This window comes from Nostoc sp., from assembly GCF_036919895.1.
Lineage (GTDB): Bacteria > Cyanobacteriota > Cyanobacteriia > Cyanobacteriales > Nostocaceae > Nostoc.
In genome coordinates this window covers 100,847-119,023 of the sequence record NZ_JBALBW010000004.1, presented here as the reverse complement: position 1 = coordinate 119,023, position 18,177 = coordinate 100,847, and the positions used below count along the sequence as shown (strand labels likewise).

Genomic DNA, 18,177 nt, shown 5'->3' with positions numbered 1-18,177 from the left:
CTATGTTGAACGAGCCATGTTTGACTTCTCAAGCCTTAATATAGTCAAAAATACAAACGATTTTTTTATTGGTATTCGTAAGTCTAAATTTGAAGATAATTTTGAGTTTTGTCTGCCAAATGGCTTTGATAATTTCCCAGAGGGTGACTTCGATGCAGTACGAAATTTATTTTTCAAAATGTATCGCACCTTTCGCAAATTTGAGCGTGATAATTTAGATAACACAAGATTCAACATCAATAAACCTGATTTTCAACAGCAGCAAGATCAAACAACTCTTTCATCTGGTGGAGTCAAGATGCAAACAGAGGAAGGAGATGTTTGTGTACTCTACAGTAAGATTAAAATGATTGAGCGAGTTTTGGAAGCCTACGATGAGCTTGCGATAAATTCAATTCAAAAGAAAGTTAAACGTAGTGAAGACATCGAATATTCTCAGATCCACAAGTATCTAGATCGCGCTATTTATCTAAAAGACAATTCAAACAACGATGTAATCTATGTTGAAGCAATGGATCTGCCACGTTCGACAGTACGCTATGAAAGCACTGATATTGTAAATCTGTATTGCTATATTCTAGATGAGATTATAGAGCAGTTAGATAGTGATGTACCAGATAACATTAAAGCACGTACTCAAGATATACGCTTTCTTGCCCAAGGCTTTAAGGAAGATTATCTAACTAGCAACCAATCTATTTTTGCCAAAGATGCCTTTGAAGAGACTATTAGTATTCTTAAAGAAGCCCTAGATAAGATAGATAAAAATACTTTATACAAAGATGCTGACTATTGGGGGCTTTACGAAGCTATTGAAACATTCCTTTACGGCGAGCTAAATCCTGAGCAAGGCGATGGTGAATTCTGGGGAGTATATGGGTTTTCCCTAATTTGGGAAGATATGTGCAACACCTATTTTTTTAAAAAACACCGCGACGAAATTTGCTATGCAGATACAGACATATCTCTAAAAGGATATCAGAACTTAGAAAGAGAAGGAGAAGAAAAAAATCGAGTTGGAAACTGCAAAGCCAATGGCGGAAGTTTATATTGGAATCAATGGGTTTACTGCACAAGTTTAACAAATTCTAACAAATTAGGAAAAATCCAAGATAAACTTGAATGGAACGAGCTACTTTGCATTGAATTTGATTTAAATCCTAGACAATTTGTTTACTCGCATTCTAAATATAATCAGTCTGAGAAACGAGTTAGAAGTAAAGTACTACGTCGATTCATACGTCCTGATTTAATTTTAGAAACCCAGGCTGAAAAAGTAGATAATAACTTTCAAGAGAGTAAATCTATAAAAATAATTGATTATAAAGATTTACCATTAAAATTCTATATTAATAAAAAACTCTCTCAAAAGTCGGCCAAGAAATACAGGTATGACATAATCAAGCAACTTACCTATGAATACATTTTACAGCAAAAATGTGAGGTTTCTGCAAGTGAGTTTTTTATTCCTTATTACTACGATATAGCACTATCTAATCCATTAGGTGAATTAGAGCCGGGCCTAAACCTTCAGGGTATAAAAATATTTAGAGCAAATTTTTACTTAATACAAAATTTCTATTTAGAAGATAATTTATGAATTATAAGTTAAATATTATTGGAACTCATTCAGCAAATTCAGCCCTTGAGAGTATTTATGTTCCTTTTCTGTCCTTTGCTAACGAAGAACAAAAAAAACTTATAGAAAATTATATATTTCTGCAAATAGATAAGTTTTTTGAAAAACTTTATCCTACTGGTGTCATCCGATCTCAATTATCGTATTCAAAACTTATTACAGAAGAAGATTTTAAAAAAGTTAAGATAGCCTATTTTTATGATAACTTATTCCATGATTTAGAACGAGACTCTGATGGCAAATTAAAATTAAAAATTAAATGGAGTATCACTTTTGATGAAAAATGTACTCCGATTCAACTAGTAAATATTCCTCCATCTTATCGTGGATATAAACATAAGGTTAACGATTTTTCTGATAAAGACACGCAAGGTCGTCCGCATCGAAAATACGGTACTATAGAAATTAATGGAAAACCAGTATTTTACTATATCTATTTTACACTTCAGGAAATACTAGATGTAGCTAAACAAAAATCCATATAATGATTTACAACCAATCAGAGTTTAATTTACGCTGTGAATGGGGCGCACAAGGAGTTGCTCAACTTGCTCCCATCAGTGATGTAATTGTGATAGTTGACGTTCTCTCTTTTTCTACCTGCGTGGAAATTGCCACCAACAACGGCGGAATCATTTTTCCCTACGCATATAAAGATGAATCAGCCATAGATTATGCCAAATCAGTGCAAGCAGAGTTGGCAAGTCAGAGACAACGTTGGACAACAACTGGATATTCTCTCTCGCCAAAATCGGTAGCTGAAATTCCTGCTGGAACTAGACTAGTTTTACCTTCACCTAATGGTTCTTTTCTGACTTTACATACAGGGAATACACCAACTTTGGCTGGTTGCTTGCGAAATTGCCAAGCTGTAGCGGAGTTTGCTCAAAAGTATGGCGATAAAATCGCTGTGATTCCTGCCGGCGAGAGGTGGAAAGAAGATGGTAGCCTCCGCCCTGCATTTGAAGATTTAATTGGTGCTGGGGCAATTCTCAGTTATTTAGATGGCAGTTTATCACCAGAAGCCGAAGTTGCTGTAACAACATTTCAGGTTCTTCAGTACCTGTTATGCCAAATTATTAGTTAAACATCAAAACTAGACTTTAAAATCAAGCTTAGAACGCTTAAGTCCCAAGAATGGACTAAAATGTTAAAAACAATGCTTGCTTTTCTTGTGCAGCAATGTTTTCAGTTTTTTAGCAGATTAATTTGGCATACTAAGTACTGAAGAGCCACATTTCAAGCTTTCCAGCAGGATTTACTGGGGTACTTGAAAAAATGTAGTTCGGGTAAAGAGTTGATTGAAAAAGGTTTTGAGTCAGATGTTGAACTGTCTGCCGCCTACAATATTAGTGATTGCGTACCTTGGTTTACTAATAATGCTTATGTCAATTCCAGGCTACACAATTAATTAAAGGTCGCACTGATTAGTTTGGCAATATCTGGCATTTTTTATAAACTCTTGCAACTTATTCAAGGGAATTATCTGAAATGATGTTCCATCCTGCACCGCCGCAGTGATGTAAGCAAACTTTTGCCCGCGATAATACTGGTCACGTCCAACTTTGGTGACATACTGAGACTTCTGGAAGTCATTAGCAATATTAGAAGTATAAATATTTTGTAACAGTTTCACTGCTTTGGCATTTTTTGTGGTGAATTTGATGCTTGAGTCACCACTAACGGTTATTCCTTCTTTAGTCACTGTCCCATTTTGAGAAGTGACATCAGCATAGAAGTATAAATTTCCCTTTGTACCATCATAGCCGTGAGCTTCGCTGTTGTATCTCAGAGTTGGTAATTGCGATCGCGTTTTCGCCCACTTCACAACGGTGCTAATGTTTTGTTCTGGAAGCGCATTTGCCGGAGTGACGGCTAAAATAACTGCGATCGCAGACAGAGTAACATTGAATAAATAGTTAAATTTAGAACTTTTGTTCATAGTATTTTCCCCTTAGAGAACGCTGATAGCTAAAGCTACAACCGCCATCTTTTGAGAACTATTTCCAGGTGGCGTTATTTTTTAATATTTAGTTATCAGTAACAAAAACAACTTAACATCGACGAATGACTACTGTCCAGCGATCGCTACTGACTGAAGGAAATTTGGTTTCAACTAAGATTTTGTAACAGTTGCAATAATCGTAAAATAGATACTGTCATAAACATCAAAATAAAGGTTTTCGGCATCAGTAGACCATGCCTAGCCTATTTCCTAGTTACAAAACTTAGATTTGATCTCAGCCAAACAAGAGTATGTACTCTTAAGACTGCATGTATCTAAGCTACAGGTTCTACACACTTCTTAATAAACCAGCCTTGAGAACGCAAAACGTTCTAATCTAAAAGCTAACCGGGTTAATTTACTGGCAGTTTTGCAGGCAGTACTCTCAAGCTTATAAAGCACAGAGACACCGATGTGTCAAGCCTCAAAACGACCCAGACTTAACACATAAATGATTATGATGGGAGTTTTACAAATCCGATGAGTGTTAAGGCAAGTGGTGGAAGCTCAGTTGCGCGTCCGCAACTATATCAAACCCTAGCTGTAGCGACAATTATCCAAGCCGAGCAGCAAGACCGCTTTTTGGGAAGTGGTGAATTAAATGAACTGGCAAGCTATTTTGCATCTGGTGCAAAGCGTTTAGAAATTTCTCAGACGCTTACCGATAATGCCGAGATTATTGTGTCTCGCGCTGCCAACCGGATTTTTGTCGGTGGTTCGCCAATGGCTTTTTTAGAAAAGCCCAGAGAAATAGAAATAGTACCTGTTAGTGCTGGTGCTAATGTTCAACAAGGGATGCAACTAGGAACTGTAACCTACGTTGAAAGTCGTGGTGGGTTTCTAGAAAATTTACGATCGATATTTAACTCATCCCCCAGTGGCCCTGTACCCGCAGGTTTCAGACCAATTAACATTGCTCGATATGGCCCGAGCAACATGGCCAAGAGCTTGCGGGATTTATCCTGGTTCTTGCGCTACGCTACTTATGCGATCGTTGCTGGCGACCCCAACATCATAGCGGTGAACACACGGGGTTTGCGGGAAATAATTGAAAATGCCTGCTCTGGTGAAGCAACGCTAGTAGCTTTGCAAGAAATCAAAGCTGGGTCACTTTCTTTTTTCCGCAACGATGCTGAGGCTACAGAAATTGTGTCTCAGTACATGGATGTTTTGTTAACCGAATTCAAAGCAGCCACACCTTCAAATAAAGTTCGCCAACGCCCCTCTAGCGACCAACAAGGGTTAGCACTGCCGCAAATTTACTTTAATGCAGCAGAACGCCGTCCCAAGTTTGTGATGAAAACTGGGTTGTCAGCTAGCGAAAAAAATGAGGTAATCAAAGCGGCATATCGGCAACTTTTTGAACGCGATATTACCCGTGCTTATAGCTTGTCTATATCTGACCTAGAATCCAAGGTAAAAAATGGCGACATCTCCGTAAAAGAGTTTGTCCGCCGTCTAGCTAAATCTCCCCTTTACCAAAAACAGTTTTACCAGCCTTTTATTAACAGCCGAGTTATCGAACTAGCTTTCCGTCACATTCTAGGACGGGGGCCAAGTAGCCGCGAAGAAGTACAAAAATACTTCTCGATTATTTCTAACGGTGGTCTGGCAGCCTTAGTCGACGCCTTAGTAGATTCTGCTGAATACGGCGACTATTTTGGTGAAGAAACAGTACCCTACCTTCGGGGTCTTGGTCAAGAAGCACAAGAATGTCGCAACTGGGGCCCGCAGCAAGACCTGTTTAATTACAGTGCGCCTTTCCGCAAAATACCTCAGTTCATCACCACATTTGCGGCTTACGAACAGCCGCTACCAGACCAACATCCTTACGGTTCTGGTAATGACCCCTTGGAAATTCAGTTTGGGGCGATTTTCCCGAAAGAAACTCGCAACCCCAGCACCCGTCCGGCTCCTTTTGGCAAAGATACCAAGCGTATCCTGATTCACCAAGGGGCAGGGATTAATAACCAAAATAGTAATCCCAACGCGCGGGGTGAGGCTCCTGGTACTCTAGGCCCCAAGGTGTTCAAATTAGATCAACTGCCTGGTACTAGAGGTAAAAAAGCTGCCAAAAACTCTAGCGTCAGATACTCCGAAAGCTCGACGCAAGCACTGATCAAAGCTGCTTACTTGCAAGTTTTTGGTCGTGATTTATACGAAGGTCAGCGCCCGAAGGTATTGGAAATTAAGCTGGAAAACGGCGACATCTCTGTACGAGAGTTTATCCGTGCTTTGGCTAAGTCGGATGTATTCCGCAATCTGTACTGGTCATCGCTCTATGTTTGTAAAGCGATCGAGTATATTCACCGCCGCTTGTTGGGTCGTCCGACTTATGGCCGTCAAGAAATCAACAAGTACTTTGATCTTGCTGCCAAACAGGGCTTTTACGCGGTAGTTGATGCCATTATTAACAGCGTAGAATACAACGAAGCATTTGGTGAAGATACAATTCCTTACGAACGGTATCTGACTCCTGGTGGTGTATCAGGGCGACAATTGCGCGTTGGTAGTATTCGTGAAGATGTTGCGGCCAAAGTTCAGAAGGAAGTAACGCCAACCTTTGTGACATTGGGTACAGTCACAGAAAATCGATCAGAACCAGATATTCAATTCCGCATTAATCAAGGCGTTAGCAAGCAACGCGAACAAACCAAAATCTTCAAATTGGTGGCGAATACCAGTGATAAAGTTGCAGTGCAAACTTTGATCAGTGCTGCGTATCGTCAGATATTTGAGCGGGATATTGCACCCTACATCGCCAAAAATGAATTTACGGTGTGGGAAAGCAAGCTGGGGAATGGCGAAATTAGTGTGAAGGAATTTATTGAAGGTTTGGGTTACTCTAACCTCTATCTGAAAGAATTCTACACACCTTACCCCAACACCAAGGTGATTGAGTTAGGAACCAAACACTTCTTAGGACGTGCGCCATTAGACCAAGCAGAAATCCGCAAGTATAACCAGATTCTGGCTACTCAAGGGATTCGTGCCTTTATTGGTGCTTTGGTAGATAGTGTGGAATACAACCAGGTCTTCGGTGAAGATACGGTTCCTTACCGTCGCTTCCCAACCCTACCGGCGGCAAACTTCCCGAATACCGAAAAGCTTTACAACCAGCTTACCAAGCAAAACGATGACGTAGTTGTGCCTAGCTTTAAGCCAGTACAGCCGCGCGTCGGATCGACTACTACCGAGCTTTTGTCCCAGGCGATCGCAGATATAGCAGCCCAAACAAACGGTATCAACAAGAGCAAGCCCGCCTTTGCTGAACTGGGTCGTTCCTACAACGATGGTAGTGGACAACCCGTGGAACTAAGTGTGCGTAAACATGCACGCATTTACCGTCTAACGGAAAGCGCAAACCAATCCGAAACACAACAGGCAATCAACGCCATTTACTGCCAGGTATTGGATGTATTTAGCGGTGAAGTTCCTGATAATTTCCGCCGTACTGACCTAGATAGCAAGCTCCAGAATGGTGAAATTTCTGTGCGCGAGTTTGTGCGCGAACTAGCTAGTTCCGAAATCTATCGTCAGCGCTTCTTGTCACCTTATCCTCATGCCAAGGTCATTGAGTTCCTCTTCCGTCATCTGTTGGGGCGTACACCCGCAACTCAGGAAGAAATTCGCCAGTGTAACCAGTTGCTAGCTGATAGTGGTTTGTCGGCTGCTGTAGAAGCAATAGTCGAGAGCCAAGAATATAGCCGCTACTTCGGTGAAGATGTTGTCCCTTACAACCGCTTCCCATCTCTGCCAGCAGGTAACTACCTTGGCAGTGTAAAGGTGGCTGAGTAGGTAATAGGTTACAGGGTACAGATTATTTTCTGCGATCTTTACCCTGTAACCTTCGTAACCTTTCGTAATATCGCTCTCAGATTACTGCTAAAACAGGGAATTCTGAAAGGTAATATTACAAAGTATTAAGAGCAGTCATAAATGCTCAACAGAATGCCGGAAAATGTTTTGCGGAAGGTAACTGAGTTTGAAAGCTTGTGTACTTGTGTGGACTCAAGCAAACTCGTAATTTATTAGCCGTAGCAGTTATGAAACTGTTGTGTCTAAAAGAACAAGAAAACAAACTCAGTAAACCGAATTTAAAGTCGCACCAGTTTAATCAAATCCTGGTTTCATTCGTATTGGAGGAATCCATTAATGAGTATTGTCACGAAAGCTATCGTGAATGCTGATGCAGAAGCCCGCTACCTCAGCCCTGGTGAGTTAGATCGGATCAAATCCTTCGTTGCAAGTGGTGAGCGCCGTGTACGGATTGCTCAAATTTTGTCAGAAAATCGTGAACGTCTTGTTAAGCAAGCTGGCGATCAACTGTTCCAAAAGCGTCCTGATGTAGTGTCTCCTGGTGGAAACGCTTACGGTCAAGAATTGACTGCTACTTGTCTGCGTGACCTAGATTACTACCTCCGCCTCGTTACCTACGGTATCGTTGCTGGTGATGTTACACCTATCGAAGAAATTGGTGTTATCGGTGCCCGTGAACTATACAAGTCCTTGGGAACCCCTATTGATGGTGTTGCTGAAGGTATCCGTGGGCTGAAGAATGTAGCTGGTACATTGCTGTCTGGTGATGATGCTAGTGAAGCTGGTAGCTACTTCGACTACCTAGTTGGCGCTCTTCTAGGATAGGGTAAAGCTGTTTACCTACTGAAACAGAAGTATTGCAATACGGTTGGAAATAAGGAATTAACAACATGGCTCAAGACGCAATTACCGCTGTCATTAACTCCGCAGACGTTCAAGGTAAATACCTCGACTCTTCTGCTTTAGAGAAGCTAAAAGGCTACTTCGCTACTGGCGAACTGCGAGTACGTGCTGCTAGCACCATCAGCGCTAACGCTGCTGCGATCGTTAAAGAAGCTGTAGCAAAATCTTTGCTATACTCTGACATCACCCGTCCCGGCGGCAACATGTACACAACTCGCCGTTATGCTGCTTGCATCCGCGATTTGGACTACTACCTCCGCTATGCCACCTACGCTATGTTAGCTGGCGATCCTTCCATTTTGGATGAGCGCGTATTAAATGGCTTGAAGGAAACCTACAACTCTTTAGGAGTTCCCGTTGGTGCTACCGTGCAAGCTATCCAAGCAATCAAGGAAGTAACCGCTAGTTTGGTTGGTTCCGATGCTGGTAAGGAAATGGGTGTTTACTTAGACTATATCTCTTCTGGCTTAAGCTAAGAGCTAGTTTGCGCTTAAGAATTTAGGTGCGGCTTTATTAAGGTCTGGAAATCAGCCGTGAGTGCTAGAACGTTATATTGCTTATCTTGGTAAATTATCAGAGATGAGTGTTGGTGGTCTAGTATTGATGTTTGATTTCCAGCCTTGGAATCATTAAAAGATTTGCACTCAAGATTTTGAGATAAAAAAAAGTTTTCACAAAGTATACAGGAGATTTTCAAAACATGGCCCGTTTTTTTAAAATTACTGCTCTAGTTCCCAGCCAAACCCGAATTCGTACCCAACGCGAACTGCAAAATACTTACTTCACTAAGCTGGTTCCTTATGAAAATTGGTTCCGCGAACAACAACGTATTCAAAAAGCAGGTGGCACAATCATTAAAGTAGAACTGGCAACTGGTAAGCAAGGCGCTAATACTGGCTTGTCGTAATCTGTAAATAGAATATTATTTTAGGGAATTGGTAAGAGGTCGGTAAAGACCTCTTTTTTTGTTGAGAATTGATAGTATAAAAAATCTGTTAATTAGTCATATAGAGACTATCGCAAAGTTTATGAATCTAGAGCTATGGCAATACTGTTCAGTTAAGCCTAAAAAATAACTCCTCTGACAAAAGCATTCGTCAGCGATACTATCTTAAATAAGACTAATCTCACCAACGTTAATTTGAGCAATGCCCGTTTATATAATAGTGATGTAAATGGCGCAGTTATCGCTAATACAGCACTTGCGACTGCTATGAGGTACGCACACAGTCTCAAAAGTTAGGATAGGAAAGGGATATGGGTAAAATTGTGCTTCATAATAGCCGGAGGTGCTGTATTGATTTAAGCGGTGCTGATGTGTTTAATACTGCCATTAGCGTCGGTGGTGAATACGAATGGTGAGTTATGATTTCAAAGTGATGAGTTAAGAGTTAGATTCAACTCCTAACCCTGCACTTACGAAGTTTTACTCACCAGTAATAGACAGTTCATCAACCCAGATTTTTGGGCAAACTCCCCCTGGGGTTAACTCACCCTCTTTCTCTACATAAATAATTGACTTTAAGAGTTCCAAGAAATCGCCGGCAACAGTTGCAGACTCAATACTCGTCCTGACACCCTTATTCACTAGCCAACCATCAAATGGCAAAGAAAAAGAACCCTGCAAGGATTTAACTCCCGCATGGAGAGCTTGTAAATCATCGATAAAAATCACATTTTCAGCAGTTTCTAAACTTAACTCTTCTTCAGGAGTTGCTGTTGTGAAAACGTGATAAAAATTGGGACTAACGCTGACTTTTGCACCAATACTAGCATTACCTGTGGGCTGCGCGTTCAACCTTTTGGCAGTACCTGCACTGTGGAGAAAGCTTGCTAAAATGCCATTTTCAATCAGTGAAATCTGACGAGTTGGAGTTCCTTCACCATCAAAAGTTTCTGCTCCTACGTTAGCTGGGTGTAGTGCATCGTCGTAAACTGAAAGCAGAGGAGAGGCAATTTGCTTACCTAAATCATCAGGAGTTGATAGGCTTTGATTGTCCAAAATACTTTGGGCGTTGAACAAGTTAGAAAAAGCACCCAACAAACTTAAGAAAGCTTCTGCTGAGAAAACAACTCGATATTTACCAGTCTTGATTTTTTCATAGTTCAAGTGGCTGATAGTTTTATCGGCGGTTTCTTTTATACAACCATTGATGTCTAGATTATCTAAACTTTGATTGATTCTATAAGCACCTGCACTGCGAGGTTTTTTTCCTTCTTCTTCAGTTTTGCTGTAAAGATAAACTGATGCTAAGGAGTGAGATTCAGTTCTAACTGCACCGTCGCTATTTAGATAAAACCTGTCAATATCTCTTTGCGACAATCCATTATAAGGCACACCTTTAATTGCTGGATGGGCTGCCAGTAATTCTTTTTCCGCTACCAACAATTTTTCTATTAGTTCAGCAACAGGTGCTTGGGCTGTTTTATCTTGATGTTTATTCGGAATAGGAACGGTAGCTTCGGGACTAAAATCAGGAACATTTTCTTTAACACCAAAGAAACTGGCTTCATAAGCAGTTTTCAAAGCTAATTCCAGTCCTTTGGAATCTACATCTGTGGTGCTGGTGACACCCATTGTATTATCTTCATTCCAAACCCGAACAGTCACACCAGAGCGATTTGAGGCTTTGACTTGTTTTGGCTCACCTTGGTCTACTTGCACGCTAGTATCATCTACTGTTGAGCCATAAATGTCGAATTTCTTAATACCAAGCTTACCAGCATTATCTTTGGCAGAATTTGCAATCTCATTGATGTTCGGCATAGTCAATTTTTGATTTTTGATTTTAGATTGGAAATGATTCTATTTTGAATATTAGATTTTGGATGTTATTGCTTGTATTTGTTTCGTAGAGGTCTGATTGAAGCAACAGTTCAACAGTTTTAGATTTTAGATTTAACCCACGAAATCATACAGTAACTTGAGCATTTTGGATTTTGAACATTGCAATCCAAAATCTAAAATCTAAAATTCCTATCGTCCACCAACGGTAATAGAATCAACCTTGATGTGGGGTTGTCCGACTGTGGTGTAAATACTTCCACTCACAGAGCCACAAAAACCTGGGGCAATTTCCAAATCTTGGGAACACATAGAAATTTTGTTCATAATTTCCTTTGCTTCACCAATCAAAATTGCTCCCTTTAAAGGTTTGGTGATTTTGCCATTTTCAATCAAATAAGCTTCATCAACACTAAAGTTAAATTGACCTGTAGCACCAACACTACCACCACCCATCTTTTTACAGTAAATACCTTTATCAACAGAGGCAAATAATTCATCAGTGCTATATTCGCCAGAGTCAATATAAGTATTACGCATCCGGCTAGCAGCAGCAAAGGTATAATTTTGCCTGCGGCCACTTCCAGTTCTGGGGTGCCCAGTGCGTGCAGAACCTGTTCTATCAGCTAAGAAGTTTTTGAGAACGCCTTTTTCAATTAATAGGGTTCTTTGGGCGGGCATACCCTCGTCATCCATGTCAATTGTCCCGAAGGCATTTTCAGAACGCCCTTCATCCCAAGCTGTCAAACTTTCGTGGGCAATTTTTTCGCCTTTTTTGTCAGCAAAAGGAGTGGTATTGCGTTCAATTTGAGTAGTTTCTAGGAGGTGTCCGCAGGCTTCGTGGAAGATTACGCCGCCAAAGTGATTGGCCATAATAATCGGGTAACTACCTGATTCTACGTAATCGGCGTAGAGCATTTTTCCAGCAGATTCTGCTATTTTTTCGGCGGCTTGTTGAGAATCCCAAGTTCTCAAGAAATTAGCATCGCTAGTATTACCTGCGCGATCGCCAATTGAGGTACGATTAGCACCATCAGCACACAATAGGTTAAATCCTACTGACTGGGTGAGGCGGATGTCACGGGCAAAAGTCCCATCACTAGCGGCGATTAAAACTTCTTGCCAATCCCGAAAATAAGTAGCACGGCGCGATTGGACGTGGCTAGCTTTTTGCTTCAAATTGGCAGTCCCATCCAGAAGGACTTCTCCCATTTCGCGGATGGAGCTACACACTGGTAGCCATGCATCTTTACCTCTTTTGGTGGCGTAATCTCTCAGTAATTCTAGGTTAATTTCTGGAATGAAAGCTTTAGGAGTCGGTAATTGCAATCCCAGAATAGACAGACCTTTTTCTAAAGCTGCTTTCAAACCAGAAAATGAAAGGTCATTAGTGCTGACGTAGCAATCGGCTTTGCCGCGAAATACTCTGACTCCCGCACCTGTAGACAGACTTGGTGAAATACTAGTGATGGAGTCTTCTTCTGCAAGACAACTAATATAGTTGCGACGCTCTAAAAATAATTCGATAAAGTCAGCGCCCGCAGCGCGTCCTAATCCCAGGAGGGTAGCCAGGGGGGCTTCCCAGGTTTCATCGAAACGCTCTGGTGTGGAGGAATATTGTAAGGTGGGAAGTTGATTCGAGAGAAGTAGCGTACTTGTAAGCATGGGTAGCCTCGTCTGCTGGCGTAGTTCAGAGATTTGACTGAAAAATCCTGGTCTGTTCAGTCTAACAAATCAGTGAAAGCTACAGTTGGTAGAAAAGCAGTGTGGATTTCCCTAACCCTCCTTTAAAAGGCTTGTCAATAAAAAAGCCCGCAAAGGCGGGCTGAGATTTGGAAAGTTCGCACCCTTGAGGGTGTCGGTGTAAAATGAGATGCACCTAATATTGATTTAATTAGTACTCTTTTCAACGAAGAGAGTCACGAGGCAGAAGATGCTCTAACTATCGACTCACTCCTACTAAATATGTAATCTTGTTGGCTACAAATGCTTAATTTAATCCAGACTATAACTCTCAGATTTATTTACGATTTGCCATTTTGAGTGGAATTCTTGCTATTCCTGGCTCATTGAAAGTCTGACCTAAATTGGCAGTTTCTCCTGTGGATGTGAGATTCTTAAACAGGAGCTTCAATGTTCGAGTAATAGTTTTCAGAATTTTCATTTTGCTGGCACTTGGCTTTTGGTCATATCTCAAAACCATTGGAATTTCCGCAATTTTAGGTCTGAGTACTTTGGCTTTTAGCAGTAAATCTATCATGCAAGCAAATCCACTTTCAGTGAATAGATTGTCGCCATAATACATATCCAGTTTACTAACAAAATTACGGTTATATAACCTGTAACCACAAGTATAGTCTCTGACACCTGGTACACGGGCGGCAATTCTGAACAGCCAGCTTGCTCCATAACTCATTATCTCTCTAAATTTTGATAAGCCTATGACTTTAGAGCCTTTTCGGTATCTAGATGCGATCGCAATATCATAGCTACCAGCTATCATTGTGTCATACATCTTGATTAAGAGTTCTGGTGGTTGAGTGTTGTCGCAATCCATTGCGGCTAAAAAATCACCTTCTTTAGAATTTTCTAAGAAAGTTGTGAAACCTGTTTTAATTGCTTCACCTAAACCAGCATTCTTGGGATGTTGGACTAAATTAAGTAATACCCCCAGTGATTCAGCTTCCTCTAAAGCAGTATCAGCAGTTGCATCACTACTACCATCATCAACAAGAATTAGTTTTATCTCCATATTAGAGATTTGCTGTAATGTCTGAAACCTTTTGAATAAAGGGCGGATTGATTCTTGCTCGTTGTATGCGGGTAAAAGAACAAAAAGACTCATAAAGACCTCGTGTGATTTTTAAAATAAAATACAATTACTCAAATCTCAAGAATTCAGTAATGTTGATTTCTTGAGAAATTCATCGACTTGTCGCACAACTGCATTGTTGTTGACACTATCATTGACCAACTGTGAGGTATTCACGACGAAAAAATCATCGTTTTCGGTACTCACTTTTGGAACAAGGCTTGAATAATCTAAAACTTGTAGTGGCTGCACTTTAATAGCTCGATTTATATGTGCCGCTACAATTTCATCTGATTTGAGTTCTGGGAACATCAAACGTATACCCTGGAAAAATACTTGGCGCAATTCATCATCTGGCTGTTTCAGCAACGGGTCAGTGGAAAGGATGTATTTTGGTAGGAATGTCATGTGATATCCTGCTGTCTCCTGCAAAGAAACTAAGTTACTCATACCGATGACTCCGGTAAAAGGAATATTTCTATCGGCAATATTTACTACGTAATAAGGAACTAAAGCCTTGCGAGTAATCAGCACCATGCAAATTACACCCAGGTATTCTACTGTTTCACCAGTGTCTGAAACTTTTACCAGTTCATTGGCAGCAACTTGCTGCAAAATATTAACTGGCCCAGTAAAAATGACTTTATCAAAATGTTCTTTTTTACCCTGAGATTCTACCCACATTCCACCCCCTGGATGAGGTGCGATGTATTCTACTGCAACCCCTGTGCGGATATGGCCTCCAGCCGCGGAAATTAATTTTTCTATATGGTCGAAAACAGTTTTGTAGCCACCTGAGACATAACCAAGTTGTTCTTTATTTAATGAAGAATCCCGCGCTGAAAATAGTCGTTTGATATAAGCCCAAATAAAAACTGCTGATATCCGTTTATAGTTCTCTCCTAATTTGGATAGAAGCAACGGTTTCCAAAGCTTTTCGTATGTACTTTTACCACCGAGTTTTAATAGCCAATCTTCCACTAAAATCTTCTCTAAGCGCCTCCAGTCATTCAGGCGTGAACCATATAGAAGAGTAAAAGCTAATCTGATTTTACCTATAAGTCCAAACAGAGGAAAACGCAAAAATTCTATGGTGTTACTGATAGAATAGAATTTTTGATTGTCGTAAAACCCTGTTAAACTTCGATGCCAACGTAGCTTATCTCCAAGACCAATATCTCTGAGGAAATTTATTAAATGAGTATCAGAAGGGAGGATGACGTGATAAAAACGATCCCAAGTAAATAACCCATAATCATGATAGGTGGTAAGTCCACCAAGCTGCTGATTACTATCGAATACAGTTACTCTATGTCCTTGATGTGCAAGACGTTGGGCTAATACTAGCCCAGTTATACCTCCGCCAACGATACCTATATTCATAAATTTAAATTTATATTTTTAGCGATTTTTTTGAAATTTATCTTCATGAGGTTTTTAAAATTAATCACCTCAATCATTGATTTTTTAGCTATTAGTTTACAACCAGAATTACACCAGTAATGATTATGGAAATTCCTAACCATTGGCTAAAGATAACCTGCTCTTTCAGAAGATAGTGAGAGGCAATCGGTACAAGTGCATACATTAATCCTAGAACTGGAAATGCTTGACTCAGAGGAATTGTCCGCAATACATAAAGCCACAATATAGTCATAAATGTATAGCAGATAAACCAAATCAAAAAATAACGAGACAATAAGAGATTTAGGATAGACGCACTTCCTCCTTCAGTAGGGCTAGAAATGTGCAGTCCATATTTTAGTGATACGTTAGCTGTTGTTCCAAATAAAACTACAATCATTAAAAGTAGCCAAGTAATAATGTTCATTTGTCAATATTTTTTATAAGATTTACTTTTGGTTTTTATATAGATTTTTTAACTGGAAGAACCACTAAAAGAACACCCATAAAAATAGTGATTACTCCTGCTATTCGAGTTAGTGTAATTACCTCATTAAAAAAATAGTATGAGCCAAACAGTATACCGACATAATTTAAGCTAGTCAGTGGATAAGCAACACTCAATTTTACAGAACGTAGAGCCAATATCCAATTTACTACTCCCAAGCAATAAACACTAACAGCTAATACTAACTTTTGAATAAATTCCCAATTAAATAGTCCTTCTTCTGCATGACTCATGGTATTTTTCATCAGCAGTTGCCCAGAAATACTAAATAAAATACTGACAAACAAGATAAAATAAGGAATTATTTTAAAGTTTGAAATTTGCGACATAGATTTCATAGTACATTTGCCTCAATCGAGATAGTAGGTATGAACCTGACAGTAAACATCTCGTTATTTTGAACGCTTCTGATTTCGGCTACACCTTCTGTATAATTCGACTTTCACTTCAGTAAATAGACAATAAAACTAGGAGGGCTATGTTGACGTGACTAATATCAAAATGACCATCGAAGCTAATGTCTAAGAGTTAGCAACTAAATACTATGCAGCTTGTAGGAGGGTTACTGGATTATATCCAATTTTGATATGAGCGAGAATTACAGAAATCTTCCATCTTAGCCAGTTATGCTTCAATACTACTTTTAGTGCGATCGCAACATTTATGTCATAGTGAATGCAGACATGGTGCAGGTTCGAGACTTCATCACAAAATCGCTCTAGACAAGTTTTAGCAATGCGCGACATCCGAGCTTGAACTTGCATTAGACGCGTATGTTCAACAGATGGAGCTAAACTAATAAAACTGGATTGCCATAATTTTTGATTAATCCATTCATTAATTTTCATCAGTTGCATCCTGCTGTAGAAATTTTATTAAAGACACGACTTAACTTTTCAATAAATTAACTTAACTAGATTGATAAATGTTATTCATTTTATCCAGAAAAGTTTAATTGACTTATTGATATACCATAGAATTCCTCTAGGTCACAATCTGTGACCTCGGCTGGTAACTAAGCCGATTAATAAAAATTTTTACTCAAGTTGAGTGTGTACAGGTACTCTTTTTAGACATGGCAACAAAACGATTAACAAAAATCTGCTTGGCTGCGAAAATCATAGACAGATGAATCCAGTCTATGGTAGTGAGCTTTACAGGGTTCTGAGGTATTTTAGTAAATGTCTAAATGGAGTATTTGAGACTAATAGCTAATGTCAACTAACGTTTGGCAATCAACTCGCTGTTTACGTTGGTTTAAGCAGATTTGAAATGTCTTTCCATTATTGTAATATTAGTGTTGCTGAATTGTTCTTAACTATATGTAATTTTAACTAGAGTTTTACCTCAAAATCTACTGCTACATACAATTACTTACTAGAATACCACGAGAATAGCGTGTTGCATATTTATCGCTGTACTTCATCAAAAATTCATTTAATGAAAATATACTTAAACAGAAACTTCACAAAATCGAAAGCTTTCTGGATGTGAATTTTTGTTTTCAAGAATTTGTAGATTTATGAAGCACTTTCTGGCTAATAAACTCATAGAAGTAGGCATTTGGTATCAGGCTCTAGAAGTGCCAAGCTAAGAGGTTGATATTATTTAATTTCTCTAGGTTGTTTATCCTGTAGTTTCAGTTTATTTGGACTGATTCTGCTGCAAAAGTCTGTTGGTCATGATCAAGACCATGATTAACAATCCAAACTGAATCTGCCAGGGTGCTAACACTAAACTTAATATCAAGCTAATGGCTGCAAACACACCTGCAAGATATGAAATTTCATCATTACTCTTTTTAAATAAGTAGCCAGTGGCTAAAGCAGTACACAGTGGTATCAAGAAAAACAAAGGCATATTACTAACCTCTGAGCTAAAAGTTAAAAGTTGTTTTGCTTGTAAAACAAATCGAAATTGTTTTTGGAATTGTGGTTAATTCTACATCCAATAAGGTTTTAGTCACAACAGTCTATCGAAATAAATATTATAGAAAATCAAGATTACGCAAAGTTGGATATTGCACCAATCGGAATAATTCTTCCTATAGATGAAGCAGACAAAAGCTTTGTGAATAAATCCTTTTCGCTGGCTGTGCGTCTAGCTAGCTTTAAGAGTAGGTGAAGAGAGGCTAGATGCAGCTCCGTTTAAGTGTAAAATTAGACAATTTATTGTGGTGATGTAAGTCCCTAGTACTCTCTCAAGTAATCATCATGGCGTAAATTTTTATACTAACTTTGCTTATCTATGTGGATTGATAGATTTTAAAAATTGCGTAGGTGAGTTTTGTCTATTTCGCAAA

At 39.5% G+C, this 18,177-nt stretch carries 16 protein-coding genes and 2 pseudogenes; 9 read left to right on the top strand and 9 right to left on the bottom strand.

The annotated features are described in order from the left end of the window. The first annotated feature begins 16 nt into the window (after positions 1-16). From V7K55_RS00645 to V7K55_RS00630, 4 genes and pseudogenes are all read left to right on the top strand, one after another. The gene (locus V7K55_RS00645) at positions 17-1,600 is read left to right on the top strand and encodes an LlaJI family restriction endonuclease (RefSeq protein ID WP_334827124.1); all 1,584 of its coding nucleotides are present in this window, start codon (positions 17-19) and stop codon (positions 1,598-1,600) included. Continuing rightward, a complete protein-coding gene (locus V7K55_RS00640; RefSeq protein ID WP_334827122.1) occupies positions 1,597-2,124 on the top strand; it encodes a hypothetical protein in 528 nt (175 codons plus the stop codon). Before V7K55_RS00645 ends, V7K55_RS00640 begins: the two co-directional genes overlap by 4 nt. Then, positions 2,124-2,726: a 2-phosphosulfolactate phosphatase gene (locus tag V7K55_RS00635; RefSeq protein ID WP_334827120.1), complete on the top strand. Its 603-nt coding sequence runs from the start codon at positions 2,124-2,126 to the stop codon at positions 2,724-2,726. The genes V7K55_RS00640 and V7K55_RS00635 overlap by 1 nt, the downstream gene beginning before the upstream one ends. A gap of 159 nt (positions 2,727-2,885) precedes the next feature. Next, a pseudogene (locus V7K55_RS00630) lies at positions 2,886-3,050 on the top strand (2-phosphosulfolactate phosphatase); the annotation flags it as partial. Here V7K55_RS00630 and V7K55_RS00625 read toward each other — a convergent pair. Further along, entirely contained in the window at positions 3,051-3,581 is a 531-nt protein-coding gene (locus tag V7K55_RS00625) for a hypothetical protein (protein WP_334827117.1), read from the bottom strand. A 543-nt stretch (positions 3,582-4,124) separates the two neighbouring features. Between V7K55_RS00625 and V7K55_RS00620 the strand changes: the two are divergent. From V7K55_RS00620 to V7K55_RS00600, 5 genes and pseudogenes are all read left to right on the top strand, one after another. Next, positions 4,125-7,436, top strand: a pseudogene (locus V7K55_RS00620) (phycobilisome rod-core linker polypeptide); the annotation flags it as partial. A 363-nt stretch (positions 7,437-7,799) separates the two neighbouring features. Continuing rightward, on the top strand, positions 7,800-8,288 hold the full coding sequence (gene apcA, locus V7K55_RS00615) for an allophycocyanin subunit alpha (protein ID WP_094341663.1): 489 nt from the start codon (positions 7,800-7,802) through the stop codon (positions 8,286-8,288). Between the two features lie 65 nt (positions 8,289-8,353). Continuing rightward, the gene (gene apcB / locus V7K55_RS00610; protein WP_069068902.1) at positions 8,354-8,842 is read left to right on the top strand and encodes an allophycocyanin subunit beta; all 489 of its coding nucleotides are present in this window, start codon (positions 8,354-8,356) and stop codon (positions 8,840-8,842) included. A gap of 224 nt (positions 8,843-9,066) precedes the next feature. Then, the gene (locus V7K55_RS00605) at positions 9,067-9,273 is read left to right on the top strand and encodes a phycobilisome linker polypeptide (protein ID WP_179064020.1); all 207 of its coding nucleotides are present in this window, start codon (positions 9,067-9,069) and stop codon (positions 9,271-9,273) included. A gap of 165 nt (positions 9,274-9,438) precedes the next feature. Further along, entirely contained in the window at positions 9,439-9,609 is a 171-nt protein-coding gene (locus V7K55_RS00600) for a pentapeptide repeat-containing protein (RefSeq protein ID WP_334827156.1), read from the top strand. A gap of 183 nt (positions 9,610-9,792) precedes the next feature. Here the strand turns inward: V7K55_RS00600 and V7K55_RS00595 are convergent, their stop codons facing one another. The 8 genes from V7K55_RS00595 to V7K55_RS00560 all read right to left on the bottom strand — a co-directional run bounded on the left by V7K55_RS00595 (position 9,793) and on the right by V7K55_RS00560 (position 17,735). Beyond that, positions 9,793-11,133, bottom strand: a complete 1,341-nt coding sequence (locus V7K55_RS00595) for a TldD/PmbA family protein (RefSeq protein WP_334827116.1) — start codon at positions 11,131-11,133, stop codon at positions 9,793-9,795. A gap of 210 nt (positions 11,134-11,343) precedes the next feature. Continuing rightward, a complete protein-coding gene (locus V7K55_RS00590) occupies positions 11,344-12,816 on the bottom strand; it encodes a TldD/PmbA family protein (protein ID WP_334827114.1) in 1,473 nt (490 codons plus the stop codon). Positions 12,817-13,171: 355 nt separating this feature from the next. Next, positions 13,172-13,996 (bottom strand): glycosyltransferase family 2 protein, encoded by an 825-nt coding sequence (locus V7K55_RS00585; protein WP_334827112.1) that lies wholly within the window; start codon positions 13,994-13,996, stop codon positions 13,172-13,174. A 45-nt stretch (positions 13,997-14,041) separates the two neighbouring features. Further along, entirely contained in the window at positions 14,042-15,346 is a 1,305-nt protein-coding gene (locus V7K55_RS00580) for an NAD(P)/FAD-dependent oxidoreductase (protein WP_334827110.1), read from the bottom strand. 91 nt (positions 15,347-15,437) lie between these two features. Then, positions 15,438-15,794 (bottom strand): EamA family transporter, encoded by a 357-nt coding sequence (locus tag V7K55_RS00575; RefSeq protein WP_334827108.1) that lies wholly within the window; start codon positions 15,792-15,794, stop codon positions 15,438-15,440. 35 nt (positions 15,795-15,829) lie between these two features. Beyond that, the gene (locus V7K55_RS00570; protein WP_334827106.1) at positions 15,830-16,213 is read right to left on the bottom strand and encodes an EamA family transporter; all 384 of its coding nucleotides are present in this window, start codon (positions 16,211-16,213) and stop codon (positions 15,830-15,832) included. A gap of 204 nt (positions 16,214-16,417) precedes the next feature. Beyond that, entirely contained in the window at positions 16,418-16,723 is a 306-nt protein-coding gene (locus tag V7K55_RS00565; protein WP_334827104.1) for a hypothetical protein, read from the bottom strand. 796 nt (positions 16,724-17,519) lie between these two features. Beyond that, the gene (locus V7K55_RS00560) at positions 17,520-17,735 is read right to left on the bottom strand and encodes a hypothetical protein (protein ID WP_334827102.1); all 216 of its coding nucleotides are present in this window, start codon (positions 17,733-17,735) and stop codon (positions 17,520-17,522) included. Positions 17,736-18,177: the final 442 nt, after the last annotated feature.